This is a genomic window from Pantoea eucrina, from assembly GCF_020079945.1.
Lineage (GTDB): Bacteria > Pseudomonadota > Gammaproteobacteria > Enterobacterales > Enterobacteriaceae > Pantoea > Pantoea eucrina.
In genome coordinates this window covers 1,310,507-1,334,841 of record NZ_CP083448.1, presented here as the reverse complement: position 1 = coordinate 1,334,841, position 24,335 = coordinate 1,310,507, and the positions used below count along the sequence as shown (strand labels likewise).

Annotated in this window: 23 protein-coding genes; 2 read left to right on the top strand and 21 right to left on the bottom strand. The window is 58.9% G+C overall.

The genetic code is table 11. The features are described 5' to 3' along the window. The first annotated feature begins 6 nt into the window (after nucleotides 1-6). Complete coding sequence (gene potD, locus LAC65_RS06240) at nucleotides 7-1,047, top strand: spermidine/putrescine ABC transporter substrate-binding protein PotD (protein WP_039383881.1); 1,041 nt, start codon at nucleotides 7-9, stop codon at nucleotides 1,045-1,047. A 32-nt stretch (nucleotides 1,048-1,079) separates the two neighbouring features. On the opposite strand, the gene cobB is transcribed toward potD, so the two are convergent. The 4 genes from cobB to lolC all read right to left on the bottom strand — a co-directional run bounded on the left by cobB (nucleotide 1,080) and on the right by lolC (nucleotide 5,198). Further along, nucleotides 1,080-1,913, bottom strand: a complete 834-nt coding sequence (gene cobB / locus LAC65_RS06235; protein ID WP_071668743.1) for a Sir2 family NAD+-dependent deacetylase — start codon at nucleotides 1,911-1,913, stop codon at nucleotides 1,080-1,082. Nucleotides 1,914-2,060: 147 nt separating this feature from the next. After that, the gene (gene lolE / locus LAC65_RS06230; RefSeq protein WP_039383878.1) at nucleotides 2,061-3,305 is read right to left on the bottom strand and encodes a lipoprotein-releasing ABC transporter permease subunit LolE; all 1,245 of its coding nucleotides are present in this window, start codon (nucleotides 3,303-3,305) and stop codon (nucleotides 2,061-2,063) included. Then, entirely contained in the window at nucleotides 3,302-4,006 is a 705-nt protein-coding gene (gene lolD / locus LAC65_RS06225) for a lipoprotein-releasing ABC transporter ATP-binding protein LolD (protein WP_039383877.1), read from the bottom strand. Before lolD ends, lolE begins: the two co-directional genes overlap by 4 nt. Then, the gene (lolC, locus tag LAC65_RS06220) at nucleotides 3,999-5,198 is read right to left on the bottom strand and encodes a lipoprotein-releasing ABC transporter permease subunit LolC (RefSeq protein WP_039383875.1); all 1,200 of its coding nucleotides are present in this window, start codon (nucleotides 5,196-5,198) and stop codon (nucleotides 3,999-4,001) included. Before lolC ends, lolD begins: the two co-directional genes overlap by 8 nt. Nucleotides 5,199-5,576: 378 nt before the next feature. On the opposite strand from lolC, the gene mfd reads away from it, so the two are divergent. Beyond that, nucleotides 5,577-9,029, top strand: a complete 3,453-nt coding sequence (gene mfd, locus LAC65_RS06215; protein WP_039383874.1) for a transcription-repair coupling factor — start codon at nucleotides 5,577-5,579, stop codon at nucleotides 9,027-9,029. Between the two features lie 66 nt (nucleotides 9,030-9,095). On the opposite strand, the gene LAC65_RS06210 is transcribed toward mfd, so the two are convergent. From LAC65_RS06210 to fabD, 17 genes are all read right to left on the bottom strand, one after another. Further along, entirely contained in the window at nucleotides 9,096-9,638 is a 543-nt protein-coding gene (locus tag LAC65_RS06210) for a glycine zipper 2TM domain-containing protein (RefSeq protein WP_039383872.1), read from the bottom strand. 289 nt (nucleotides 9,639-9,927) lie between these two features. Further along, entirely contained in the window at nucleotides 9,928-11,232 is a 1,305-nt protein-coding gene (locus tag LAC65_RS06205; RefSeq protein ID WP_071668742.1) for an NAD(P)/FAD-dependent oxidoreductase, read from the bottom strand. Nucleotides 11,233-11,475: 243 nt separating this feature from the next. Then, a complete protein-coding gene (gene nagZ, locus LAC65_RS06200) occupies nucleotides 11,476-12,516 on the bottom strand; it encodes a beta-N-acetylhexosaminidase (protein WP_039383870.1) in 1,041 nt (346 codons plus the stop codon). 15 nt (nucleotides 12,517-12,531) lie between these two features. Further along, complete coding sequence (thiK, locus tag LAC65_RS06195; protein ID WP_039383868.1) at nucleotides 12,532-13,353, bottom strand: thiamine kinase; 822 nt, start codon at nucleotides 13,351-13,353, stop codon at nucleotides 12,532-12,534. Further along, nucleotides 13,334-13,933 (bottom strand): penicillin-binding protein activator LpoB, encoded by a 600-nt coding sequence (gene lpoB, locus LAC65_RS06190; protein WP_071668740.1) that lies wholly within the window; start codon nucleotides 13,931-13,933, stop codon nucleotides 13,334-13,336. Before lpoB ends, thiK begins: the two co-directional genes overlap by 20 nt. Nucleotides 13,934-13,944: 11 nt before the next feature. Beyond that, nucleotides 13,945-14,310: a YcfL family putative periplasmic lipoprotein gene (locus tag LAC65_RS06185; RefSeq protein WP_039383863.1), complete on the bottom strand. Its 366-nt coding sequence runs from the start codon at nucleotides 14,308-14,310 to the stop codon at nucleotides 13,945-13,947. 17 nt (nucleotides 14,311-14,327) lie between these two features. Next, on the bottom strand, nucleotides 14,328-14,678 hold the full coding sequence (gene hinT / locus LAC65_RS06180; RefSeq protein WP_039383861.1) for a purine nucleoside phosphoramidase: 351 nt from the start codon (nucleotides 14,676-14,678) through the stop codon (nucleotides 14,328-14,330). A gap of 179 nt (nucleotides 14,679-14,857) precedes the next feature. After that, entirely contained in the window at nucleotides 14,858-16,291 is a 1,434-nt protein-coding gene (ptsG, locus tag LAC65_RS06175) for a PTS glucose transporter subunit IIBC (protein WP_039383858.1), read from the bottom strand. A 280-nt stretch (nucleotides 16,292-16,571) separates the two neighbouring features. Beyond that, nucleotides 16,572-17,363, bottom strand: a complete 792-nt coding sequence (locus tag LAC65_RS06170; RefSeq protein ID WP_039383856.1) for a metal-dependent hydrolase — start codon at nucleotides 17,361-17,363, stop codon at nucleotides 16,572-16,574. Nucleotides 17,364-17,378: 15 nt separating this feature from the next. Next, complete coding sequence (holB, locus tag LAC65_RS06165) at nucleotides 17,379-18,371, bottom strand: DNA polymerase III subunit delta' (RefSeq protein ID WP_039383853.1); 993 nt, start codon at nucleotides 18,369-18,371, stop codon at nucleotides 17,379-17,381. After that, entirely contained in the window at nucleotides 18,368-19,003 is a 636-nt protein-coding gene (gene tmk, locus LAC65_RS06160) for a dTMP kinase (protein WP_039383850.1), read from the bottom strand. The genes holB and tmk overlap by 4 nt, the downstream gene beginning before the upstream one ends. Continuing rightward, entirely contained in the window at nucleotides 18,993-20,012 is a 1,020-nt protein-coding gene (gene mltG / locus LAC65_RS06155; RefSeq protein WP_039383848.1) for an endolytic transglycosylase MltG, read from the bottom strand. Before mltG ends, tmk begins: the two co-directional genes overlap by 11 nt. Next, on the bottom strand, nucleotides 20,009-20,821 hold the full coding sequence (gene pabC / locus LAC65_RS06150; RefSeq protein WP_039383845.1) for an aminodeoxychorismate lyase: 813 nt from the start codon (nucleotides 20,819-20,821) through the stop codon (nucleotides 20,009-20,011). The genes mltG and pabC overlap by 4 nt, the downstream gene beginning before the upstream one ends. 115 nt (nucleotides 20,822-20,936) lie before the next feature. Continuing rightward, nucleotides 20,937-22,178: a beta-ketoacyl-ACP synthase II gene (gene fabF / locus LAC65_RS06145; RefSeq protein WP_039383844.1), complete on the bottom strand. Its 1,242-nt coding sequence runs from the start codon at nucleotides 22,176-22,178 to the stop codon at nucleotides 20,937-20,939. 84 nt (nucleotides 22,179-22,262) lie between these two features. Then, the gene (gene acpP, locus LAC65_RS06140; protein WP_039383843.1) at nucleotides 22,263-22,499 is read right to left on the bottom strand and encodes an acyl carrier protein; all 237 of its coding nucleotides are present in this window, start codon (nucleotides 22,497-22,499) and stop codon (nucleotides 22,263-22,265) included. A 153-nt stretch (nucleotides 22,500-22,652) separates the two neighbouring features. Beyond that, the gene (gene fabG / locus LAC65_RS06135) at nucleotides 22,653-23,387 is read right to left on the bottom strand and encodes a 3-oxoacyl-ACP reductase FabG (protein WP_039383840.1); all 735 of its coding nucleotides are present in this window, start codon (nucleotides 23,385-23,387) and stop codon (nucleotides 22,653-22,655) included. 10 nt (nucleotides 23,388-23,397) lie between these two features. Then, nucleotides 23,398-24,330 carry an ACP S-malonyltransferase gene (fabD, locus tag LAC65_RS06130; RefSeq protein WP_039383837.1) on the bottom strand — a complete coding sequence of 311 codons (933 nt, stop codon included), beginning with the start codon at nucleotides 24,328-24,330 and terminating at the stop codon, nucleotides 23,398-23,400. Nucleotides 24,331-24,335 lie beyond the last annotated feature (5 nt).

Here is a 24,335-nt window from a genome sequence, read left to right as displayed (position 1 = left end):
TACCCCATGAAAAAACACGCTTGCTGGCTGATAGCGGGAGCGATGGCGCTGTATATGCAGAGCGCGCAGGCTGACAATAAAACGCTCTACTTCTATAACTGGACAGAGTATGTGCCGCCGGGTCTGCTGGAGCAGTTTACCAAAGAGACCGGGATCAAAGTGATCTACTCCACCTATGAATCCAATGAGAGCATGTACGCCAAGCTGAAAACCTGGAAAGATGGCGCTTACGATCTGGTGGTGCCTTCGACCTATTTTGTCGCCAAAATGCGCAATGAGGGGATGCTGCAGAAGATCGATAAATCGCAGCTGAGCAACTTTAAGAATCTCGATCCCGACCTGCTCAACAAGCCGTTCGATCCCGATAACGACTACTCCATTCCCTATATCTGGGGCGCGACCGCTATCGGTGTCAACAGCGATGAGATCGATCCTAAAACGATCACCCGCTGGGCCGACCTCTGGAAGCCGGAATATAAGCAGAGTCTGCTGCTGACGGACGATGCGCGCGAAGTGTTCCAGGTGGCGCTGCGCAAGCTCGGTTATTCCGGCAACACGCAGGACCCGGCGCAGATCGCTGCCGCGTCAGAAGAGCTGAAAAAGCTGATGCCGAACGTGCTGGCGTTTAACTCCGATAATCCGGGCAACCCGTTTATGGAGGGCGAAGTCAACGTCGGTATGATCTGGAACGGCTCCGCTTACGTGGCGCGTCAGGCGGGCACGCCGCTGAGCATTGTCTGGCCGGAAGAAGGCGGCATTTTCTGGATGGATAACCTGGCGATCCCGGCCAATGCGAAAAACCGGGAGGGGGCGCTGAAGCTGATTAACTTCCTGCTGCGCCCCGATGTGGCAGCTCAGGTGGCGGAAACCATCGGTTACCCGACGCCAAATCTGGCGGCAAAAAAGCTGCTGCCTGCGGCCGTTGCGCAGGATCCGTCACTCTATCCGCCTGCTGACGTCATCAGAAAAGGCGAGTGGCAGAATGATGTCGGAGCCGCCAGCATACAGTATGAAACGCTGTTTCAGCAGCTGAAAGCGGGCCGCTGAAAGGCGTAACGGGCGCCGCACAGGCGCCCGGTTTAGTGCTCCAGGCTCTGCAGCAGGCGCTGCACAAACGCCGGTACCTCTTCGCTCGCCAGGCCATATTTTCCTTCGGCAAACTCATTGCCCACCTGACTTGGCTCCAGGTTCAGCTCAACCGTATGCGCGCCCTGCAGCGTGGCTTCATGTACAAATCCGGCGGCAGGATAGACATGGCCTGAGGTGCCGATGGCGATAAACAGATCCACCTGCTGCATCGCCTCATAGATCTCTTCCATGCCGAGCGGCATTTCGCCGAACCACACCACGTGCGGCCGCAGCCGCGCCGGAAACTGGCAGCAGGTGCAGCGATCGTCGGCGGTCACGTCGCGATGCCACGCCACCACCTGGCCACTCTCCTCACAGCGCACTTTCAGCAGTTCGCCATGCATATGCAGCACGCGCTGGCTGCCGGCACGCTCGTGCAGATTATCGATGTTCTGTGTGACCAGCAGAAAGTTATCGCCCAGCGCCTGTTCCAGCTCTGCCAGCGCCAGATGTGCGGCGTTAGGCTGGATCTCCGGCTGCTGCAGCTGCTGGCGGCGGATATTATAAAAGCGCTGCACCAGCGCCGGATCGCGGCGAAAGCCCTCCGGCGTAGCAACATCTTCAATACGATGTTCTTCCCACAGGCCGTCGGAGGCGCGAAAAGTACGAATGCCCGATTCAGCAGAGATGCCGGCGCCGGTCAGTACCACCACGCGCGGCAGCGGATGCGCGGCGAGTTCAGCGCTGCGATCGCGCTCAAAGATGCGCTGGCGAAAGCGCTGATGCACTTTACGGCGGTTTTTCCGGTCGCGGGCGAGCCTCAGGCGGCGGCGCTGTATGCGCATAAAAACTCCTTGATCTGCGGCGCAGTACGCCGTGTTTCGGGTGTTGTAGTGGGCAATGCTGTCCCGGTAATAGCGACTGCGTGGCGACACCGCCGTACGCAGGCGCTGAAACCGGACGCAGCCGCCGGAGCGGCTGCGTCAGGGCGGTTACTGACCGCTCAGCACGCGGGCCGGATCGAGGCGGCTGGCGCGTCGCGCCGGGTACCAGCTGGCGATCAGGCTCAGCACGATAGCGGTTACCAGTACAATGACAACATCCAGCCAGTGCAGTTCCGACGGCAGAAAGTCGATAAAATAGATATCGCCTGCCAGCAGCGTATGCCCGGTCAGATGTTCGATGCCGCGCATCACCGGCGTCAGGTTCAGCGCCACCAGCACACCGGTGACAACGCCGCTGACGCTGCCCAGCAGGCCCGCCAGCAGCCCGTACCAGATAAAGATAGCGCGGATAAGCCCATCTTTCGCCCCCAGGGTACGCAGTACGGCAATGTCTGCGCTCTTATCTTTAACTGCCATCACCAGCGTGGAAACGATATTGAAACAGGCGACGCCAATCACCAGCACCATCGCCAGATACATAATGGCGCGGATCATCTGGATATCGCGATACATATAGCCGTAGGTGCCAATCCAGCTTTTGATATAAACATAGGCGTGGGCTACCTCACCGGCCGTGCGCACCAGCTTTTGCGCCTGAAACGGATCGCTCATCTTCAGTGCGATACCGCTGACGCTGTCGCCCAGGCCCAGATAGCGCTGCGCATCCGCCAGCGGAACCAGCGCCAGGCTGTGATCGAGCATGCCGCTCAGCTGAAGAATACCGCTGACCTGCAGCCGGATGCGCTTTGGCTGCTGCAGCTTATTATCCGCGCTGCTGTTAGGGATCATGATGGTGATCCAGCTGCCCTGCTTCACGTTCAGTGATTTGGCGATACCGCCGCCCAAAATAATCTGCTGCCTGCCGGCGGCAAACTGTGCCCAGGCGTCGCCGGCGACAAACTGCGGCAGTGCGCTGAGACGCGACTCCTGCTGCGGATCAACCCCTTTGACCTGCAGCGCCTGTAGCCTGGCGCCGCTCTCAATCAATCCGGTAAAATTAACGTAGGGGGCCGCCGCCGCGATGCCGGGCACCTGCTCCATCGGGGCGATCAGAGATTGCCAGTCGCGCAGCGGCCCTTCGACCGGCTCAATTTCACCATGCGGAACGACAGCCAGAATGCGGTTATTCAGCTCACGCTCAAAACCGTTCATGGCGCTGAGGCCGATGATCAGTACCGCCACGCCCAGCGCAATTCCCACGGTGGAGATCACTGAAATCAGCGATACCATGCCGCCGCGCCGCCGGCCCCGGCTGAAACGCAGCCCCAGCAACAGCGAGAGTGAAGAGGTCATGCCTCTGCTCCCAGCGTCAGGCGATCGCTCAGCTGTCCGTCACGCATCTCCATCTGCCGCGTCAGCCGTTTTGCCAGCTGCAGATCGTGAGTCACCACCAGAAACGCCGTGCCCTGACGCACGTTAAGCTCGCCCAGCAGTTCAAATATCGCGTCGGCGTTGCGCGCATCGAGATTGCCGGTGGGCTCATCCGCCATCACCAGACGTGGACGGTTAACCAGCGCCCGGGCAATCGCCACGCGCTGACGCTCGCCGCCTGAGAGCTCAGAAGGACGATGCGCGGCGCGCTTCTCCAGCCCGACCGCCGCCAGCATTTCGCGGGCGCGACTCTCAGCTTCCGCTTTGGCGGTTTTGCCAATCAGCAGCGGCATCGCCACGTTCTCCAGCGCGCTGAAGTCAGGCAGCAGGTGATGGAACTGATAGATAAAGCCCAGTTCGCGGTTGCGCAGCTCCGCTTTTGCGGCGGCGCTCATGCCATTAAGCGAGCGGCCATCAAACACCACGTCGCCCGAGGTCGGCGCATCCAGCCCGCCCAGCAGATGCAGGAGCGTACTTTTACCAGAGCCGGAGCTGCCGACAATCGCCGCCAGCTCGCCGGGCTGCAGGCTGAAAGCCACGTTGCGCAGCACGTCGGTCTGCACGCTGCCTTCCTGATAGCGTTTGCACAGGTCGCGACACTGCAACAAAGGGGTATTACTCATAACGTAAAGCCTCAGCGGGTTGAACGGCGGCAGCGCGCCAGGAGGGGTAAAGGGTTGAGAGCAGCGCAACCGTCATTGAAATCAGGGCGATCATCACCACCTGCCAGGGATTGATGTCCACAGGCAGCGCCGCGCCATCGAGAAACAGGCCGATGACCGGCATCAGCGTGTTCAGCTGGCTGGCAAGCAGCACGCCAAGCAGCGCACCCAGCAGCGCGCCAATAATACCGGCACTCGCGCCCTGCACCATAAAGACCGCGACAATCTGCCGCCGGGTTAAGCCCTGCGTCTGCAGAATCGCCACTTCGCCCTGCTTCTCCATAATCAGCAGACCCAGCGAGGTGATGATATTGAACGCCGCTACGGCGATAATCAGACTCAGCAGCAGCCCCATCATATTTTTTTCCATGCGTACGGCCTGGAAAAGATCGCCTTTGCGCTCGCGCCAGTCTTTCCACACCGTGCCCTGCGGCAGCGGCTGGGTACTCAGCGTATCCACGCTCAGCGGCTTTTCCAGCCAGAGCCGCCAGCCGGTGATGCTGCCTGCCGGATAGCGCATAACGCGCGATGCATCCTGCTGATTAACGAGGATCTGGTAACCATCTACCTCACTATTTGCCGCGTAAGTTCCGGCAACGGTAAAGATGCGCTGGCTGGGCAGGCGCCCGACCGGCGTAAACTGGCTGACCGAAGGCACCATCAGACGCAGCGCGTCGCCCCGCTTCACGCCGAGCTGTGCGGCGAGCTGCTCACCGAGGATCACATTATATTTGCCCGCCTGCAGCACCTGCTGCTGCGTGTTAACCAGGTAAGGCGTGAGCGGATCGGGTTCGTCCGGATTAACCCCCAGCATCACGCCGACCGAGACGTTGTGCGCACTCTGCAGCACCACATCGGCCGTGGTCAGGGGAGCAACGCGCGTGACGCCCTGCAGCTTCAGGCTGTCAGCCGGCAGCTGCTGCGGATCGATACTGCCTTTGTCACTGGTAATGAGCGCCTGCGGCATCAGCCCCAGGATATTCCCCTCCAGCTCACGCTCAAAGCCGTTCATCACCGACAGCACGGTCACCAGCGCCATTACGCCCAGGGTAATACCGATAGTTGAGAGCCAGGAGACGAAGCGACCGAAGCGGTCTGAAGCCCGTCCACGCATGTAGCGTAAACCGATAAATAGCGCAACTGGTTGATACATGAGTTTCGTTCTGGCCATTGCCTGATAATAAGGTAGAGGGATGATAATGGAGCCGCCTGCTTTATGAAACCTCTAACCCACTGAGTGATGAGCGAAGTTGCATCAAAATGCGTCCCTGCCGCGCCACAGGAGAGATTTCTTTCGCCGCAACGGTTCTGCCCCGCCGTGCGGCCGGATAAAAGCTGTACGAACGGTTGCCGCTGGCGGCGCGCGCATACCATCACTGGCATATCGGGACTATTATATCTGTCAGGCTGATAGCGCGGAGTCGCTGTCGCTCCCTTCCGGCCTGCCTGCGGGCACAATGGAGAGATGATCATCAGGGCGGTTTATGGAATGATGACGCCCTGAAATACAAGGAGAGCACGTCGAGACCCTATGTCGGAACAGCATCGTTATACCCTGCCTGCCAAAGCAGGAGACCATCGTCAGCTCGGCCAGCTGGTCGGCGCCGCGCAGGCGGTTGAGTGCGCCAGTATCACCGAACGCCATCAGGGTCCGGTGTTGATGATCACCCCGGATATGCAGTCCGCGCTGCGGCTGCAGGAGGAGATCCGTCAGTTTACCGACCTGCCGGTGATTAATCTGCCGGACTGGGAAACGCTGCCCTACGACAGCTTTTCGCCCCATCAGGATATTATTTCAGCGCGCCTCTCTACGCTTTACCAGCTGCCGATGCTGGCTCGCGGCATGCTGATTCTGCCGGTCAATACGCTGATGCAGCGCGTCTGCCCGCACAGCTTCCTGCACGGGCACGCGCTGGTGATGCAGCAGGGACAAAAACTGTCCCGCGACGCGCTGCGCGATCAGCTGGAACAGGCGGGTTACCGCCACGTCGATCAGGTGATGGAGCATGGCGAATACGCCACGCGCGGTGCCCTGCTCGATCTCTTCCCGATGGGCAGCGACCAGCCCTATCGCATCGACTTTTTTGATGATGAAATTGACAGCCTGCGCCTGTTCGACGTCGACAGCCAGCGCACGCTGGAGTCAGTGGATGCGATTAATCTCCTGCCGGCGCACGAATTTCCCACTGATAAAGCGGCGATTGAGCTGTTTCGCACCCGCTGGCGCGAGATTTTCGACGTGCGCCGCGAGCCGGAGCATATCTATCAGCAGGTCAGTAAAGGCACGCTGCCCTCCGGCATCGAATACTGGCAGCCGCTGTTTTTTGAGCAGCCGCTGCCCACGCTGTTCAGCTACCTGCCCGCCAGCACGCTGGTGCTGAACTGCGGCGATCTGCCTGGCAGCGCGGATCGCTTCTGGCAGGATGCGCACGCCCGCTTTGAAAACCGGCGCATCGACCCGATGCGCCCGCTGCTGGAGCCGGCCACGCTCTGGCTGCGGCCCGATGCGCTGCTCAGCGAACTGAAAGCCTGGCCGCGCATGCAGCTCACGGCAGAAACGCTGCCGGAAAAAGCCGCCAATACCAACCTGGCCTATGAACCGCTGCCGGAGCTTACCGTGCAGGCCCAGGCGAAAGCCCCACTCGACCTGCTGCGCCAGTTTCTGGAGCAGTTCAGCGGCCAGGTGATTTTCTCGGTAGAGAGCGAAGGCCGCCGGGAAAGCCTGCAGGAGCTGCTGGCGCGCATTAAGCTCCGCCCTCAGCCGGTTGAACACTTCAGCGAAGCGGCGGCTCAGCCTTACAGCCTGATGATTGGCGCCAGCGAGCGTGGCTTTATCGATACGCTGCGCGATCGCGCGCTGATCTGTGAAAGCGATCTGCTGGGCGAGCGCGTCAGCCGTCGCCGGCAGGATAATCGCCGCACCATCAATCCGGACGTGCTGATCCGCAACCTGGCGGAGCTGCATCCGGGGCAGCCGGTGGTGCATCTGGAGCACGGCGTCGGACGTTATATCGGACTCACCACACTGGAGGCTGGCGGGATTGTGGCGGAGTACCTGATGCTCTCCTACGCCGGCGACGCCAAGCTTTATGTACCGGTCTCCTCACTGCATCTGATCAGCCGCTACGCCGGTGGCGCCGATGAAAATGCGCCGCTGCACAAGCTGGGCAGCGACGCCTGGTCACGCGCGCGGCAGAAAGCGGCGGAAAAGGTACGCGACGTGGCGGCGGAGCTGCTGGATATCTACGCCCAGCGTGCTGCGAAAAGCGGCTACGCCTTTAAGCACGATCGCGAGCAGTACCGGCTGTTCTGCGAGGGCTTCCCGTTTGAAACCACGCCGGACCAGGCGCAGGCAATTAACGCCGTGCTGAGTGATATGTGCCAGCCGCTGGCCATGGATCGCCTGGTGTGTGGCGACGTGGGCTTTGGTAAAACGGAAGTGGCGATGCGCGCGGCGTTTCTGGCCGTGGAGAACACCAAGCAGGTGGCGGTACTGGTTCCCACCACCCTGCTGGCGCAGCAGCACTATGACAACTTCCGCGATCGCTTTGCCAACTGGCCGGTGCGTATCGAGATGCTGTCACGCTTCCGCAGCGCGAAAGAGCAGGCACAGGTGCTGGAGCAGGCGAGCGAAGGCAAAATCGATATTCTGATCGGCACGCATAAACTGCTGATGAGCGATCTCAAATGGCGCGACCTCGGGCTGCTGATTGTGGATGAAGAGCACCGCTTTGGCGTGCGGCACAAAGAGCGCATCAAGGCGATGCGCGCCGACGTCGATATCCTGACGCTGACCGCTACGCCTATTCCGCGTACGCTGAATATGGCGATGAGCGGCATGCGCGATCTGTCGATTATCGCCACGCCGCCTGCCCGTCGCCTGGCGGTGAAAACCTTTGTGCGCGAATATGACAGCCTGGTGGTGCGCGAAGCGATTCTGCGCGAGGTGCTGCGCGGTGGTCAGGTTTACTACCTCTATAACGACGTGGAAAACATTGAGAAAGCGGCGCAGCGGCTGGCGGATCTGGTGCCGGAAGCGCGTATCGCGATTGGTCACGGCCAGATGCGCGAGCGCGATCTGGAGCGGGTAATGAACGATTTCCATCATCAGCGTTTTAATGTACTGGTCTGTACCACCATCATTGAAACCGGTATCGATGTACCCAGCGCCAACACCATCATCATTGAACGTGCCGATCACTTTGGTCTGGCGCAGCTGCACCAGCTGCGCGGGCGCGTTGGCCGCTCGCACCACCAGGCCTACGCCTGGCTGCTGACACCGCACCCGAAAGCGATGACCACCGATGCCCAGAAGCGGCTGGAGGCGATCGCCTCGCTGGAAGATTTAGGCGCCGGCTTTGCGCTGGCGACGCACGATCTTGAAATCCGCGGCGCCGGTGAGCTGCTGGGCGAGGATCAGAGCGGTCAGATGGAGAGCATCGGCTTTACGCTCTATATGGAGCTGCTGGAAAATGCGGTGGATGCCCTGAAAGCGGGACGCGAGCCGTCACTGGAAGATCTCACCAGCAATCAGACCGAGATTGAACTGCGGATGCCGGCGCTGCTGCCCGACGATTTTATTCCCGATGTCAGCACCCGTCTTTCACTCTATAAACGGGTTGCCAGCGCCGCCGACGAGCAGGATCTGGCTGAACTGCGGGTAGAGATGATTGACCGCTTTGGCAAACTGCCTGACGCCGCGCGCAATCTGCTGGATATCGCCGCGCTGCGCCTGGCCGCGCGCGAGCTGGGCGTGCGCAAAATTGAAGCCAGTGACAAAGGCGGCTTCTTTGAGTTTGCCCCGCAGAACCAGATCGATCCCGGCTGGCTGATTAGCCTGCTGCAGAAAGATCCGGCACAGTGGAAGCTGGATGGCCCGACGCGGCTGCGCTTCACGCGCGATCTGGCTGAACGCAAGCTGCGCATGGAGTGGGTTCAGGAGTTTATCACCGAACTGGCAAAGCACCGGCTGCCGGCGGGCTGATGCAAAAGAAAAAAGCGCCTTACGGCGCTTTTTTTATCTGGTTTGCTGTGAAATAGCTTTGCCCAATCAGGCCTGATTCGAATTCAGGATGAGCTGACCGTTGCGATCAAGCGGGATGCGGGTGCCAGGGTCATTCTCCATACGGATTTTGCCCTGCTGGTCGCCTATTTTATAGGTCACATCATAACCCAGCATCTTTTCCTGTTTACTGTATACCGTTCTGCAGCGCTGTTCGCTGGTGGTGTAGGTGTCCCGCTCCTGCAGAGCGCCCTGCACCTGATTACCGCCGTAGCCGCCGGCCAGCGCACCCGCTACGGTAGCCACATCGCGACCGCGACCGCCGCCGAACTGATGACCCAGCACGCCGCCCGCGACGGCACCCAGCACCGAACCGGCAATGCGGTTCTCATCCTGTACCGGACGACGGTGCGTCAGCGTAACGTTACGGCACTCCTGACGCGGCTGTTTGATACTCTCTTTAATCGGGGTGGCTGACAGCACCTGAGCAAATTGCGGACCGCGATCAAACACGTTCATGCTGGCGACCGCCGCCACGCCCAGCGCTGCTGCTACGCCGATTCCGATACCCGCAAGCATTGATTTATTCACAGGAATATCCTCCTGACAGTGTTACCGCGCATTCCCGTCGCTACAGGCTGTAGCGGAGGCATAACCGGCGTGCGCGCCGCGCCGTGTTCCTGAAGATAAGTTTTGCAGATGGTCCGGAATTGCAACATCAGATTAATGGAGGAAACGCAGCGTAAGCGCAGCAGGGCCAGCTTTTAGGAGAGTTCCGAGCCGCGGATTCGGGGCGGGTAATGTTGCGGTGAACTGATGATTATCAGCAGCTTATTGCGGGCAAAACGGGAGCGGGCGACACTGTGTCGCCCGCTATTGATTAGTGCAGTTTAAGTCGCGGACGCAGTACGCGGTTCAGACTGCCAACCAGCATCATCAGGCCGGTCTTGAAGTATCCATGGAGCGCAATCTGGTGCATACGATACAGAGAGATGTAGACAAAGCGCGCAATGCGCCCTTCCACCATCATTGAGCCGCGCATCAGGTTACCCATCAGACTGCCCACGGTGGTAAAGCGCGACAGCGAAACCAGCGAGCCGTGATCTTTATAAACGTACGCTTTCAGCGGCTTGCCTTTACGCTGTGCGAGGATGTTATCCAGCACCCGTGACGCCATCTGATGCGCCGACTGCGCGCGCGGCGGCACGAAGCCGCCACCTGGCAGCGCACAGGAGGCGCAGTCGCCGAGCGCGTAGATATTTTCATCGCGCGTGGTCTGCAGCGTCTCTTTAACCACCAGCTGGTTAATGCGGTTGGTCTCCAGGCCGCCGATCTCTTTCATAAAGTCAGGCGCTTTGATGCCTGCTGCCCACACCATCAGATCGGCAGCAATATACTCACCCTCTTTGGTGTTAAGCCCTTTCGCATCGGCGCTGGTCACCATGGTCTGCGTCAGAACGCGTACGCCCAGTTTGGTCAGCTCCTGATGGGCCGCCGCAGAGATGCGCGGTGGCAGCGCAGGCAGAATGCGCTCACCCGCTTCCACCAGCGTGACGTTGAGCGCGCTGCTGTCGAGACCTTTGTAGCCGTAGCTGTGCAGCTGCTTCACCGCATTGTAGAGTTCAGCGGAGAGCTCCACGCCGGTGGCGCCGCCGCCAACAATGGCGATATTCACTTTCTGCAATTCGCCTTCGCTGGCAGAAAAACGCAGGAACTGATTCAGCATCTCATTATGGAAACGACGCGCCTGATGCGGATTGTCGAGGAAGATGCAGTGATCTTTTACGCCCGGGGTGCCGAAATCGTTGGACGTACTGCCCAGCGCCACTACCAGACGGTCCCACGCCAGCTCACGCTGCGGCACCAGAATCTCGCCCTGAGCGTCGCGGATTTCCGCCAGCTCAATGGTTTTGCGATCGCGATGGATCTGCGTCAGCGATCCCAGCTGAAACTGAAAACCGTGGTTACGGGCGTGAGCCAGATAGCTCAGCGCGTCAATGCCCTCATCCATAGAGCCGGTCGCCACCTCATGCAGCAGCGGTTTCCAGAGATGACTGTGGTTGCGGTCAACCAGAATAATCTCCGCTTTTTTGCTGCGCCCCAGCTTATGCCCCAGCTGCGTTGCCAGCTCCAGGCCACCGGCGCCTCCGCCAATAATGACGATCTTTTCCATGGTTGTAGTCAATGCAGACCCCCTCAAAGTTGTAAACCAAAAGTTAATTAATGGTTAAATAAAACCTTAATAAACATAGGGTTGGCGATGTTTAATCGCGCGCTGAGGGCAGAATATCACGCCGGTCTAACCAGATCATAAGGAAATTGATGCAGATCAATCTTTCGCGGGGATTATCAGAATGTTACACGTTTTGTGAATAGCATCACACGACAAACGCCGCATTCCCCCAGGGAACGCGGCGCTTCGCAACGCTTACTGCTGTGCGTTATGCGCCAGCCAGCGCGCCTGCAGATCGCTGAGCTGACGCTGATTCTGCCGCCAGCGCGCGCTGCTCTGCAGCTCATCCAGCGTATGCTGCCCGCGATGCCAGAGCCGTGCAATACGTTCTGCCGGACCCGCCTGCAGATTATCCAGCACGCTAATGGCGCCCGCCCGCTGGTTGCAGACCAGAATCATATCGCAACCGGCATCCAGCGACTGCTGCGCCCGTTCGGCGTAGCTGCCCATCACGGCGGCGCCCTCCATTGAGAGATCGTCGGAGAAGATCACGCCGTCAAAGGCGAGCTCCTGACGCAGCACTTGCTGCAGCCAGTAAGGCGAGCCGCTGGCGGGCAGCGGATCGACCTGGGTGTAGATAACGTGGGCCGGCATCACCGCATCCAGCAGCTCTTCACTGATGAGCTGCTGAAAAATAGCCATATCGTGCTGGCGCAGCGTGGCGGCGTCGCGCGTATCACGCGGTGTCTCTTTATGCGAATCCGCGCTGACCGCGCCGTGGCCGGGAAAATGTTTACCGGTGGTTTTCATACCGGCTTCGCGCATGCCGTTAATAAAGCGCCGCGCGATCTGCAGCGCAATGGCCGGATCGGCATGAAACGCCCGATCGCCGATTGCGGCGCTGATGTGGCCGATATCGAGCACCGGTGCAAAGCTGATATCGATATCGAGCCCGGTGATCTCCGCCGCCATCTGCCAGCCCGCCTGCTGCGCCAGCTCGCCTGCCGCAGTCAAATCGTGCAGGGCAGCAAAGGACTGCATTGCCGGCAGCTGCGTGAAGCCTTCGCGGAAACGCTGCACGCGCCCGCCTTCCTGATCCACCGCCACCACCAGCCGGTTACGGGAAGCGGCGCGGATCTGACGCACCAGCTCGCGGAGCTGAGCAACGTCATGAAAGTTGCGCGTAAACAGAATAAGTCCGCCCACCAGCGGGTGCTGCAATATCTCGCGCTCTTCTGCGTCCAGCGTATAGCCCGCCACGTCCAGCATCAGCGGGCCGGGTGCATTGATTGTCATAGCTCAGTTCCTGAATTAAATATCCTGCCAGCTGGTCTGCGCCAGCTGCTGTAAAGTTGCCTCGCCGCTCTGCTCGGCGCGCAGCTGATACCAGCTCGCCATCAGCAGCTGCAGCCACGGCTGCCAGCGCGCGATCTGACGCGCCAGCACGGCCGCATCCATGTGCGTCCGTGCGGCATACTCTTCTGTCCACGCCGCTGCCTGCGCCGGCGCCCATGCACAGATGGCAGCCAGCTCCAGCGCCACGTCGCCATCGGCTGCATACTCCCAGTCAATCAGCCTCAGCCCGGCTGGCGTCGCGATCACATTGCCCGGATGGACATCCATATGCAGCGGCGCAAGGCGCAGCGGGCGCGGTTCCCCCTGTCGCTGCAGCCGCTGCAGGCGCGCCAGCCAGCGCCAGTGCCGCTGGCGGCAGCGCTGCCAGTAGAGCTGCAACAGCGGCAGCAGCCGCAGGGGATAGCCGGTCAGCGGCTGCCGGTGCAGCGTGCTTACCAGCGCCACTATTGCGCTGCGCTGTGCGTCAAAGGCGGCAGGCGTCAGCGCCTCACCCGGCAGCCAGCGCTGTAGCAGCCACGGGGAGCGCCAGCTGAGCGGCTCCGGCCCCAGGCCGGCGTTACGCAGCTGGCGTAAAATACGGTATTCGCGCTGCCGGTTAACAAAAGGAATCGGCTGCAGAGGCGTGCGCCGGGCCAGCAGCGTCTCCTGCCCGCCCGCAATCTGAAAACTGTTGCCGCTCAGACCCGGCAGCGCGAAAAAATAGCCGGCGGCGGGTGCCGTCGGCCACTGTTGCTGCACCAGGTCAACCAGTGCGGGATCAGGGTTGTGTTGCACCATTACCTGACCAGATGATTTCGCCGGTCTGCACCAGCATCAGCTGCATCTGCAGCGTGGGTGACTTCACCTCGCCTTTCGCATTGCTGTAAAGCACATACTGCGCGTTTACGATGCGCGCCAGTCCAATCGCTTTGCTGCGCGAGTTCAGACTATCTTCCGGTGAGAGGCCCAGCGTCTGGCGAGCCTGATTCAGCTGATCATCAGATACCAGGGTAAACTTGCCGTTGTTCGCCAGCGCGCTCTGAATGGCACTGGTGGCTTTTTCGGTCTGCAGCGCGCCGTTGGTGCTGTTTTTAAGGCGATCGACCAGCAGCACGCTGCCCGGATTCACCCCGGCAGACTGCACCATATTGGCCACCAGCGGTGAGACGCTGGCGCTCCAGTTAATGGTCTTTAGCTTAGGCGGCTGCGGCACATTTTGTGGCGGCGGCACGGGTTGCGGCTCCGGCTGCGGTTCCGGCTGAACCGGGGTCGTCGGCTGCGTCGGTTCGACCGGCGCCGGCGTCTGCTGTTTTACCACACAGCCGGTAAGCATCAGCGCAAACAGTAGCGCGCCAGAACGTTGAACACTGCGGATCACGGGGTTACTCCTTAGAGATAAAGATAAAGCCGCACTTTGCTGGCGGTAAGATTGCCCATTTGCGAAGCCACCATCACGCTGCCGTGTGCGGGAACAGTTTGCGTCTGTGCCGGCTCCTGCGGCTCAATTTCCAGTCCCTTATCGTCATACCAGTAGAAACGATAATGAACCGTAACAGGCGCTTCACGCAGATTCTGCAGCGTGCTGGCCGCCTGCAGCTGACCGTCGCGGCTGGTAAGCTGTGGCTCGTCAGTAATAATCCCCGCTGACAGCACGGATGACTCCATCACCAGCGATTGCGAGGTATTAATCATCGGTTTATCACTACTGCAGCCTGCCAGAGTCAATAATAGCAGGCCGCTCAGCCATCGACGCATATCAGGTCCGCCTGAGGTTAATAAGCAAGCATCGGGCCCAGGGGTTCACCACCCACCAGGTGCATGTGTATATGATAGACTTCCTGACCGCCGTGGCGATTGCAGTTCATGATCAGGCGATAGCCATCTTCAGCAATGCCTTCATCGCGGGCAATTTTCGCCGCCACGGTGATCATCCGCCCGAGCGCATGTTCATGCGCAGGCTTAACGTCGTTCGTCGTGGGGATCAGGACATTAGGGATAATCAGCACGTGAGTGGGCGCTTTGGGTGCAATATCACGAAAGGCGGTGACCAGTTCATCCTGGTAGATAATATCGGCCGGAATTTCACGGCGAATGATTTTACTGAAAATAGTCTCTTCAGCCATGGTGCGGTTCCTTTTTACCTGAGTCAGTCTGGCAGTATGCGCGAGAAAATCCGCTTCTTTCAACCTTCTCCCGGCTTTTCTTCACTGACTGGCTGCTTTTACAGCGTCGCGCAGACAAACAAAAACCCCCTCACGGGAGGGGGTTTTCAGTAACGGTGCACAATCTTACTGCAAAGGCGTTACATGCTGCGGATGTAATCATCCATTTCCGTTTTCAGATTATCTGATTTAGTGCCAAAGATAGCCTGTACACCGGAACCGGCAACCACAACGCCGCGGGCGCCCAGGTTTTTCAGCTCAGCCTGATCAACCTTTGCCACATCGGCCACGCTGACGCGCAGACGGGTAATACAGGCATCCAGATTGGTGATGTTCTCTTTGCCGCCAAAGGCGCTGACCAGCTTGCCCGCCATTTCACTGCCGGTGACGCTGCTCTGCTCAATCGCGGTATCTTCACGACCTGGCGTTTTCAGATTCAGTTTTACAATCAGCACGCGGAAAACGGTGTAGTAAACCAGGCCGTAGATGATGCCAACAATCGGGAACAGCCAGATTTTGCTGCTGTTACCGCTCAGGACGATAAAATCGATCAGGCCGTGCGAGAAGCTGGTACCGTCACGCATACCCAGCAGGATACAGATAGGGAACGCCAGACCTGCCAGAATCGCGTGGATCACGTAGAGGATCGGTGCCACGAACATGAAAGAGAACTCAATCGGTTCGGTAATACCGGTCAGGAACGAGGTCAGCGCGGCAGAGATCATGATACCGCCAACTTTAGCACGGTTCTCAGGCTTCGCCGAATGCCAGATAGCAATAGCAGCAGCCGGCAGACCATACATTTTAAACAGGAAGCCGCCTGAGAGTTTACCGGCAGTCGGGTCTCCCGCCATGTAACGCGGGATATCGCCGTGGAATACCTGGCCGGCCGCATTGGTGAACTCACCAATCTGCATCTGGAAAGGAACGTTCCAGATATGATGCAGGCCGAAAGGCACCAGCGCACGCTCAATCACGCCGTAGATGCCAAAAGCGACAACCGGGTTCTGATACGCAGCCCACTGGGAGAAATCCTGAATTGCCGTACCCACCGGTGGCCAGATAAACGACAGCACAATACCGGTAAAGATAGCGGTCAGACCGGAAATAATCGGAACAAAGCGTTTACCGGCAAAGAAGCCGAGGTACTCCGGCAGCTTGATACGGTAAAAGCGGTTAAACATATAGGCAGCAATCGCACCGGCAATGATCCCGCCCAGTACGCCGGTGTCCGCCAGATGTTTCGCTTCAATCTCTGCGGCTGGCAGATGCAGTACCAGCGGCGCCACGACCGCCAGCGTTTTAACCATAATGCCGTAAGCGACAACCGCCGCCAGTGCTGACACGCCGTCGTTATTGGTAAAGCCCAGCGCCACACCAATCGCAAAAATCAGCGGCATGTTGGCAAAAACGGACCCGCCCGCCTCGGCCATGACGTGGGAGACCACTGCCGGCAGCCAGCTAAAGTTTGCAGAACCAACACCTAACAAAATACCGGCAATCGGCAGAACCGATACCGGCAACATCAGCGATTTACCTACTTTCTGCAGGTTCGCAAATGCGTTCTTGAACATAGAAGCTCCTGAGTATGAGTGCATAGTTGCGCGATGCGCGTGGCAGCGGGGGAGGTTCCGCAGCCGGGTGACGCTGAGCGTCTTTTGATTTATTACGAAGAGTAAAATAAATGGGGGCGCGTTACTTTGACGGCTATCACGTTTCCTCAATGAGAGCCGGCAGCTTTCAGCACTTTCTGACTGACCTGCCGGATAATAGCGCAATAAAACACTGCCTGCGTCGGGAATAACCTGACGCAGGCAGTTCATTACGGATTAATTACAGCGTTTGAAATAAAGCTCAGGCCCCCAGACGCGTCATAGGAATGTGAAACAGGCGTGAGAAATTCTCCGTAGTCGTCGCGGCCAGGGTCTCGATATCCACCCCTTTCAGCACCGCCATATAATCGGCCACGTCGCGGGTAAATGCAGGCTGGTTCTCTTTACCGCGATGCGGCACCGGCGCGAGATAGGGAGAATCTGTCTCTACCAGCATCCGATCCAGTGGCACAAAGCGCGCGGCATCGCGGATCTGCTCCGCATTACGGAACGTCAGAATACCGGAGAAGGAGATATAAAAGCCGAGATCCAGAAGCTTAGCTGCGGTTGCGCGATCTTCGGTAAAACAGTGCAGCACGCCGCCGCACTTTTCGACCTGCTCTTCACGCAGGATCGCCAGCGTATCGTCACGGGCGTCCCGGGTATGCACGATGATCGGCTTATTCAGCGCAATACCGGTGCGAATATGTTCGCGAAAAGCGGCCTGCTGCTGCACTTTGGTCTCCTGCTGATAGAAGTAGTCGAGGCCGGTTTCCCCCAGCGCCACTACCTGCTCCTCTGCGGCCAGGCGGCGGAACTCCGCCACATCCCAGGGTTCCTCCTGGTTCAGCGGATGAACGCCGCAGGCCAGCGCAATATTCTGTCGCTCGCCGACCAGCGCTTTGATGCGATAGTAGTCTGGCAGCGTGGTGGCAATTGCCAGCATAAATTTTACGTCGCGCGCGGCGGCTTTGGCGATAACGTCATCCAGGTCGCGGTGCTGACTTTCATAGTCAAGGCCATCAAGGTGGCAATGGGAATCAACGATAAACATAATTTTCTCAGATAATTACGGGCTGATGACAGGCGGTGCCAGTAAACGGCTCCACGCCAGCAGCCGGTCGGTCAGAATAAGTTCGCGGTTAAGCGACGTCACGTGCAGCAGCTGCTCACGACAGGCGAGCCACTGCTGTGCGCTGCTGTTCAGGGCACTGCTGTTCAGCCGCCGGGCCAGCGCGGTCACCACATCAGGCCGGTCACCATTACTCAGCCACGCCGCAGCACCCTGCTGCATTTTCATGGCGTCCACCAGCAGCGAGATAAGCCAGCTGAGGCGATCGGCCACGTCATCACTGTTCAGCGCAGGCAGCAGCTGCAGAATGTCATCATTCAGCACCGCGATCAGCGTATCGCACAGTGCCTGACGCGTCTGCCAGCGCGCGGGCTGCAGCAGCGCCAGCGCTGCGGCGGGCGCACCGCCGCTCAGACGCAGCGCAGCGCGCAGCGCCGCTTCTGGCTGTGTTACTTCACGGCCCAGCCAGGCGAGGCTCTGCGACTCCTCCGGCGGAATTAGCGGCCAGCTGAGACAGCGGCTGCGCAGCGTAGCCAGCAACCGGGAGGACTCACGCACGCTGAGAAAGAACCAGCAGTTTGCGGGTGGCTCCTCCAGCGTTTTCAGCAGCGCATTGGCAGCCGCTTCCGTCAGCTGCGCGGCGTCCGGCAGCCAGACCACTTTCGCACCGCCCTGCTGCGCAAAATGATAGAGCTTTTCCGTAACGTCGCGCACGGCATCCACGCCCAGCGACGCCTTTCCTTTTTCTGCTTCCAGCCGATACCAGTCCGGATGCGTATGCGCCTGCATCAGTTCACAGCCGTGGCACGTGCCGCAGCTTTTAGCGCCTTCCCGCCGCTGACACATCAGCCAGCGGCTAACGCCCCACACCAGCGCGTCATCCCCCATACCTTCAGCTGCCTGCAGCAGCAGCGCATGATGCGCTGCGCCCTCCTGGTGACGGGCAATAATCTGCCGGTAGGGCTGGTTCAGCCACGGATACCAGTTCATGGGCGCTGCCCGGCCAGCCAGCGATGCAGGGCAGCTTTAAGTGACGTTGTCACCTCATCGATAGCCTGCGTTGCATCAACAGTGACGATGCTGGCGTCCGCCTGCGCCAGCGCAAGGTAGCGCGCGCGGGTCCGCTCGAAAAAGCGCAGCGACTCCTGCTCAATGCGGTCCAGCGCGCCGCGCGCGCGGGCGCGCTGCAATCCGATTTCCGGCGTCACATCAAGGTAGAGCGTCAGGTCGGGACGAAAATCGCCCAGCACCGCATCACGCAGCGTGGTCATCAGCGCGGCATCCATTTCACGTCCGCCGCCCTGATAAGCCTGCGAAGAGAGATCGTGACGATCGCCCACTACCCACGCGCCGCGCGCCAGCGCCGGCTTGATCACGTTTTCTACCAGCTGCACCCGGGCAGCATAGAGCATCAGCAGCTCCGCTTTGTCGGTAACCTGTTCACCTTCAATACCCTGCTTTACCAGCACCCGCAGCTGTTCCGCCAGCGGTGTGCCGCCCGGCTCACGGGTAAAGACGATGTCGTGGATACCGTGCTGCTGCAAAACTTCCACCACCGCCTCGCGCGCGGTGGTTTTGCCGGCGCCTTCCAGCCCCTCAATGACAATAAACTTACTCTTCATTTTTTTCCTTCAGCGCCTGACGATAAGCCTGTACCGCCCGGTTATGGCTGGCAAGGTTGGTGGTAAAGGTATGCCCGCCTTTGCCATCCGCAACAAAATAGAGATAGCTGCTCTTTTCCGGATGCGCAGCGGCTTCCAGCGAGGCGCGTCCGGGCATCGCAATCGGTCCCGGCGGCAGGCCGCTGATGCTGTAGGTATTATAGGCGGTCGGCGTGTCGAGATCGCTGCGCGTCAGCGTGCCGTTATAGCGCTCACCCATCCCGTAGATAACGGTGGGATCGGTCTGGAGCTTCATTCCGGTCCGCAGACGATTAATAAATACTGACGCTACCCGCGCGCGCTCCTCGCTTACGCCGGTCTCTTTCTCGATGATTGACGCCATCGTCACCAGATCCCGCGGCGCTTTGTAGGGCAGATTCGCCATGCGCGTCTGCCAGACCTCATCGACCAGCTTGTTCATGCGGATATGCGCCCGCGTCAGCACCGCGACGTCCGTAGTATTGGCAGTATAGAGATAGGTGTCGGGATAGAAGCTGCCTTCAAGCTGTGCCGCGTCCAGCTTCAGCGCCGCCGCTACGCTGGCAAAGCTGTCGTCCGGCAGCGTATGCTTCAGATAAGGCGCTTTGCGCAGCTCGCTCAGCCACTCGCTGAGGCGTGAGCCCTCGATAAAACGAAGCGGAAACTGCGCCTCTTTACCGCTGGCCAGCAGCTGCAGCAGCTGACGTACGGTCATGCCCTGTTCCAGCCGGTAGGTACCCGCTTTAAACTCCGCCAGCTCCGGCTGCAGCCTGAGCAACGGCCCAAACCAGATAGTGTGCGGAATAATATGCTGGCTCTCCAGCTGCGCTTCCAGCACAACGCGTCCGCTACCCGCCGGCAGCGTATAGAGCGTTTCCTGGTGAATGGTCAGCGGCGTATCTGCCAGGCGCTCTGCCTGCCAGTAGCTAAACGCGGCAGCGGCGGCAGCGATAACTGCCGCGCCCGCAATAATTTTTTTGATTCGACTCATGTTACGTCCATTTTCTGGCAACAGGTAAAAAGTTGCTGGTACAGCGTGCGTTCACTGAAAATAATGTTATCGATTTGCAGCACCGGCAGCACCGGCATCAGTGCATTACAGATCACGACTTCATCAGCGCCAAGTACGCTTTCGCGCGGCGCGCTGATTTCCTGACAAGCCTGGCCGCTGGCCGCCAGCTGCGCCATCAGAAAACGTCGCATAATGCCGTTTACGCCCGCCTGGCCAAGGTGAGGCGTAAAAATCTGGTTGCCGCGGCGCCAGAAGAGATTGGCAGCGCAGCATTCTACCACGCATCCCGCGGTGTCCAGTACCAGCGCCTCATCAGCATCCGTCTCATCAAGGTGGTGGCGAATCATCACCTGCTCCAGCCGGTTGAGATGTTTGATGCCCGCCAGCAGCGGATTGCGCGCCAGCGGCACCGGGCTGGTAATCAGCCTCACCCCCTGCTGCTGCAGCGCGGCGTAATGGTGCGGCCAGGGGGAGAGCGAGAGGATGCGCACCGGGTCCTGACAGCCGCGCCGGCTGTAGCCGCGTCCGCCAGCTCCCGGCGTCAGGATGATCTTCATCACTGCCCGGTCGTGACCCTGCGCAATGCAACGCATTTCATCTGCCAGCAGCGTCAGGTCGGGCAGCGGCAGCAGAAGCTGCCTGCACCCCTGCTCCAGGCGCTGCAGATGCGCCTCAGCCATCACGATGCTGCCGTTACGCACCGCGGCCGTGGTGAAACAGCCGTCGCCAAACTGGACAGCTCGATCGCTGACCGGCAGCATTGTTTGCGGGATACCGTTAATCCACACCGCGCGCTCCTCAGGCAGTCAGCCCTGAAATGATCTCGCCTGCCCGGACAGTTGTGCTGAAGAGCAGATCAGAAAAAAGGCCCGCATTGCGGGCCTCTGTTCGGCAGAATAGCGATTATACCTTGCGGAAGATCAGCGAGCCGTTGGTGCCGCCAAATCCAAAGGAGTTACATAGTGTATACTCCAGACCGCTAACCTGACGCGCCGTATGCGGCACAAAGTCCAGATCGCAACCCTCATCCGGATTATCCAGATTGATGGTTGGCGGTACAACCTGGTCGCGCAGCGCCAGAACCGAATAGATCGCTTCTACGGCACCGGCAGCACCCAGCAGGTGACCCGTCATCGATTTGGTCGAGCTGACCATCACGCTGTGCGCTGACGCGCCAAATACGGATTTCACCGCCTGCGCTTCAGCTTTATCACCGGCTGGCGTAGAGGTGCCGTGCGCGTTAACATAGCCGATCTGAGCCGGGTCGAGTCGGGCATCACGCAGCGCGTTGACCATCGCTGCAGCGGCGCCTGAGCCATCTTCCGGCGGTGACGTCATGTGGTAAGCATCGCTGCTCATGCCAAAACCAACGATTTCAGCATAGATTTTCGCACCGCGCTTTTTGGCGTGCTCATACTCTTCCAGAACCACAATACCGGCGCCGTCACCCAGTACAAACCCGTCACGATCTTTATCCCACGGACGGCTGGCCGCCTGCGGATTGTCGTTTCGTGTTGAGAGCGCACGCGCCGCGCCAAAGCCGCCAACGCCCAGAGGCGTACTGGCTTTCTCTGCGCCACCCGCCAGCATCACATCAGCATCATCGTAAGCGATGATACGTGCAGCGTGGCCGATGTTATGTACGCCTGAGGTGCAGGCCGTTGCAATCGAAATACTCGGGCCTTTCAGGCCATACATAATAGTGAGATGACCGGCGACCATATTAACAATGGTAGAAGGTACGAAGAACGGGCTGATTTTGCGCGGGCCGCCTTTAACCAGCGAGCTGTGGTTCTCTTCGATCAGACCCAGTCCGCCAATACCTGAACCAATAGCCGCGCCGATACGTCCGGCATTCTCATCAGTTACGACCAGACCGGAGTCCGCCATAGCCTGAATGCCAGCCGCGATACCATACTGGATGAAATCGTCCATCTTGCGCTGATCTTTCCGCGAGATGTACTCATCACAATTAAAATCTTTCACCAGGCCCGCAAAACGCGTTGCATAAGCACTGGCATCAAAATGGTCGATCAGGGTAATGCCGCTCTGACCGGCAAGGAGAGCACTCCAGGTAGACTCTACGGTATTGCCGACAGGAGACAACATGCCAAGACCGGTCACAACTACACGACGCTTAGACACGTTCGTCCTCCAGGGAGGGAAAAATAACGCTATGTGGGGCAAACATAAAACTCAGGCGGTCATATGACCGCCTGAAGATATTCATTAGCCTTGATGGCTAGTGACGTAATCGATCGCTGCCTGAACGGTAGTGATTTTCTCAGCTTCTTCGTCTGGAATTTCAGTATCAAACTCTTCTTCCAGAGCCATTACCAGCTCAACGGTGTCAAGAGAATCTGCACCCAGGTCTTCAACGAAAGAAGCAGTGTTAACCACTTCGTCTTCTTTAACGCCCAGCTGCTCAGCTACGATTTTCTTAACGCGTTGTTCGATATCGCTCATACTATTTAATTTCCTATCAAAACTCGCTTTCGCGATGGTTTTCGTAGTGTATAAAATGGTGAAAAAGATGCAACAAAATCCCGGCTGGTCGAACCACGATTTTGCGCTATTCTGCGGTGTTTACCGCAAATAATGCAAATGATTTCGTGATTATCAGACCATGTACATGCCGCCATTGACGTGCAGCGTTTCACCTGTGATGTAGGCTGCTTCGTCAGAGGCTAAGAATGCAACAGCATTGGCAATTTCCTGCGGGTCGCCTAAACGGCCTGCAGGCACTTCTGCCAGAATGCCCGAGCGCTGATCTTCATTCAGTGCACGCGTCATGTCCGTCTCAATAAAGCCCGGAGCCACGACGTTTACGGTAATGCCACGTGACGCGACTTCACGCGCCAGTGATTTGCTAAAGCCAATTAAACCCGCCTTTGCTGCAGCGTAGTTAGCCTGGCCCGCGTTACCCATGGTCCCAACTACAGAACCGATGGTAATGATACGGCCCACACGTTTTTTCATCATGGCACGCATGACCGCCTTGGAGAGGCGGAAAACTGATGTCAGGTTGGTATTAAGAATATCATCCCACTCATCATCTTTCATGCGCATCAGCAGATTATCACGCGTGATGCCTGCATTATTGACTAAAATATCCACTTCGCCAAATTCAGCGCGCACTTTTGCCAGCACGTCGTCGATAGAGGCTGCATCCGTCACATTCAGCGCCAGGCCTTTGCCGTTGTCGCCAAGATAGGCGCTGATGGCTTCAGCTCCGCTTTCGCTGGTTGCTGTGCCGATAACTTTTGCGCCGCGCGCCGCCAGTGTCTCTGCAATGGCCCGGCCAATACCGCGGCTTGCGCCCGTTACCAGCGCAACTTTACCTTCAAAATTCATGATTTTCCTCTTATTCCTGAGAGAGAGCCGCAGAAAGCGACGCAGGATCGTTCACGGCAGTAGCCGTCAGGTTATCAGCAATCCGTTTGGTCAGACCGGTCAGGACTTTGCCCGGACCCATCTCCAGCAGCTGAGTCACACCCTGTTCTGCAATAAATTGTACTGATTCGGTCCAGCGTACCGGGCTATAAAGCTGACGTACCAGCGCGTTGCGGATAGCCGCAGCATCGTTTTCGCATTTGACATCAACGTTATTCACTACCGGCACATCTGGCGCATTAAAGGCGATCTCTTCAAGCGCAACAGCAAGCTTAACTGCAGCAGGCTTCATCAGCGCACAGTGCGATGGCACGCTGACCGGCAGTGGCAGCGCACGTTTCGCGCCGGCCGCTTTACAGGCAGCGCCAGCACGCTCAACGGCGTCTTTGTTACCGGCAATCACCACCTGGCCTGGCGAGTTGAAATTCACCGGCGAGACCACTTCACCCTGCGCACTCTCTTCACAGGCTTTACGAATCGCCTTATCATCGAGACCGATAATTGCCTGCATAGCTCCCGTCCCTTCCGGAACCGCCTCCTGCATCAGCTTGCCGCGCAGTTCTACCAGCTTAATGGCATCTGCAAACGCCAGCACGCCTGCGCAAACCAGCGCCGAGTACTCACCCAGGCTGTGGCCTGCCAGCAGCACCGGCTGAGCGCCCTGTTTCTGCTGCCAGACGCGATAGATAGCGACTGAAGCTGCCAGCAAAGCGGGCTGCGTCTGCCAGGTTTTGTTCAGCTCTTCAGCCGGCCCCTGCTGAACCAGCTGCCACAGATCGTAGCCCAGCGCATCAGACGCTTCGCGAAACGTCGCTTCAACCTGAGGGTTGTCAGCAGCGAGTTCAGCCAGCATGCCAACGGTCTGAGATCCCTGTCCCGGGAAAACAAAAGCTAATTGCGTCATCTGTC

What these genes read in the sequence shown, in the direction of transcription:
- LAC65_RS06185 (WP_039383863.1), bottom strand. Translation starts at nt 14,310, where the DNA reads ATGCGTCGATGGCTGAGCGGCCTGCTATTATTGACTCTGGCAGGCTGC.
- cobB (WP_071668743.1), bottom strand. Translation starts at nt 1,913, where the DNA reads ATGCGCATACAGCGCCGCCGCCTGAGGCTCGCCCGCGACCGGAAAAAC.
- mfd (WP_039383874.1), top strand. Translation starts at nt 5,577, where the DNA reads ATGTCGGAACAGCATCGTTATACCCTGCCTGCCAAAGCAGGAGACCAT.
- holB (WP_039383853.1), bottom strand. Translation starts at nt 18,371, where the DNA reads ATGAACTGGTATCCGTGGCTGAACCAGCCCTACCGGCAGATTATTGCC.
- lolC (WP_039383875.1), bottom strand. Translation starts at nt 5,198, where the DNA reads ATGTATCAACCAGTTGCGCTATTTATCGGTTTACGCTACATGCGTGGA.
- tmk (WP_039383850.1), bottom strand. Translation starts at nt 19,003, where the DNA reads ATGAAGAGTAAGTTTATTGTCATTGAGGGGCTGGAAGGCGCCGGCAAA.
- nagZ (WP_039383870.1), bottom strand. Translation starts at nt 12,516, where the DNA reads ATGACAATCAATGCACCCGGCCCGCTGATGCTGGACGTGGCGGGCTAT.
- hinT (WP_039383861.1), bottom strand. Translation starts at nt 14,678, where the DNA reads ATGGCTGAAGAGACTATTTTCAGTAAAATCATTCGCCGTGAAATTCCG.
- lolD (WP_039383877.1), bottom strand. Translation starts at nt 4,006, where the DNA reads ATGAGTAATACCCCTTTGTTGCAGTGTCGCGACCTGTGCAAACGCTAT.
- fabG (WP_039383840.1), bottom strand. Translation starts at nt 23,387, where the DNA reads ATGAATTTTGAAGGTAAAGTTGCGCTGGTAACGGGCGCAAGCCGCGGT.
- thiK (WP_039383868.1), bottom strand. Translation starts at nt 13,353, where the DNA reads ATGGTGCAACACAACCCTGATCCCGCACTGGTTGACCTGGTGCAGCAA.
- LAC65_RS06170 (WP_039383856.1), bottom strand. Translation starts at nt 17,363, where the DNA reads ATGTTTATCGTTGATTCCCATTGCCACCTTGATGGCCTTGACTATGAA.
- fabD (WP_039383837.1), bottom strand. Translation starts at nt 24,330, where the DNA reads ATGACGCAATTAGCTTTTGTTTTCCCGGGACAGGGATCTCAGACCGTT.
- potD (WP_039383881.1), top strand. Translation starts at nt 7, where the DNA reads ATGAAAAAACACGCTTGCTGGCTGATAGCGGGAGCGATGGCGCTGTAT.
- lolE (WP_039383878.1), bottom strand. Translation starts at nt 3,305, where the DNA reads ATGACCTCTTCACTCTCGCTGTTGCTGGGGCTGCGTTTCAGCCGGGGC.
- acpP (WP_039383843.1), bottom strand. Translation starts at nt 22,499, where the DNA reads ATGAGCGATATCGAACAACGCGTTAAGAAAATCGTAGCTGAGCAGCTG.
- ptsG (WP_039383858.1), bottom strand. Translation starts at nt 16,291, where the DNA reads ATGTTCAAGAACGCATTTGCGAACCTGCAGAAAGTAGGTAAATCGCTG.
- mltG (WP_039383848.1), bottom strand. Translation starts at nt 20,012, where the DNA reads ATGAGTCGAATCAAAAAAATTATTGCGGGCGCGGCAGTTATCGCTGCC.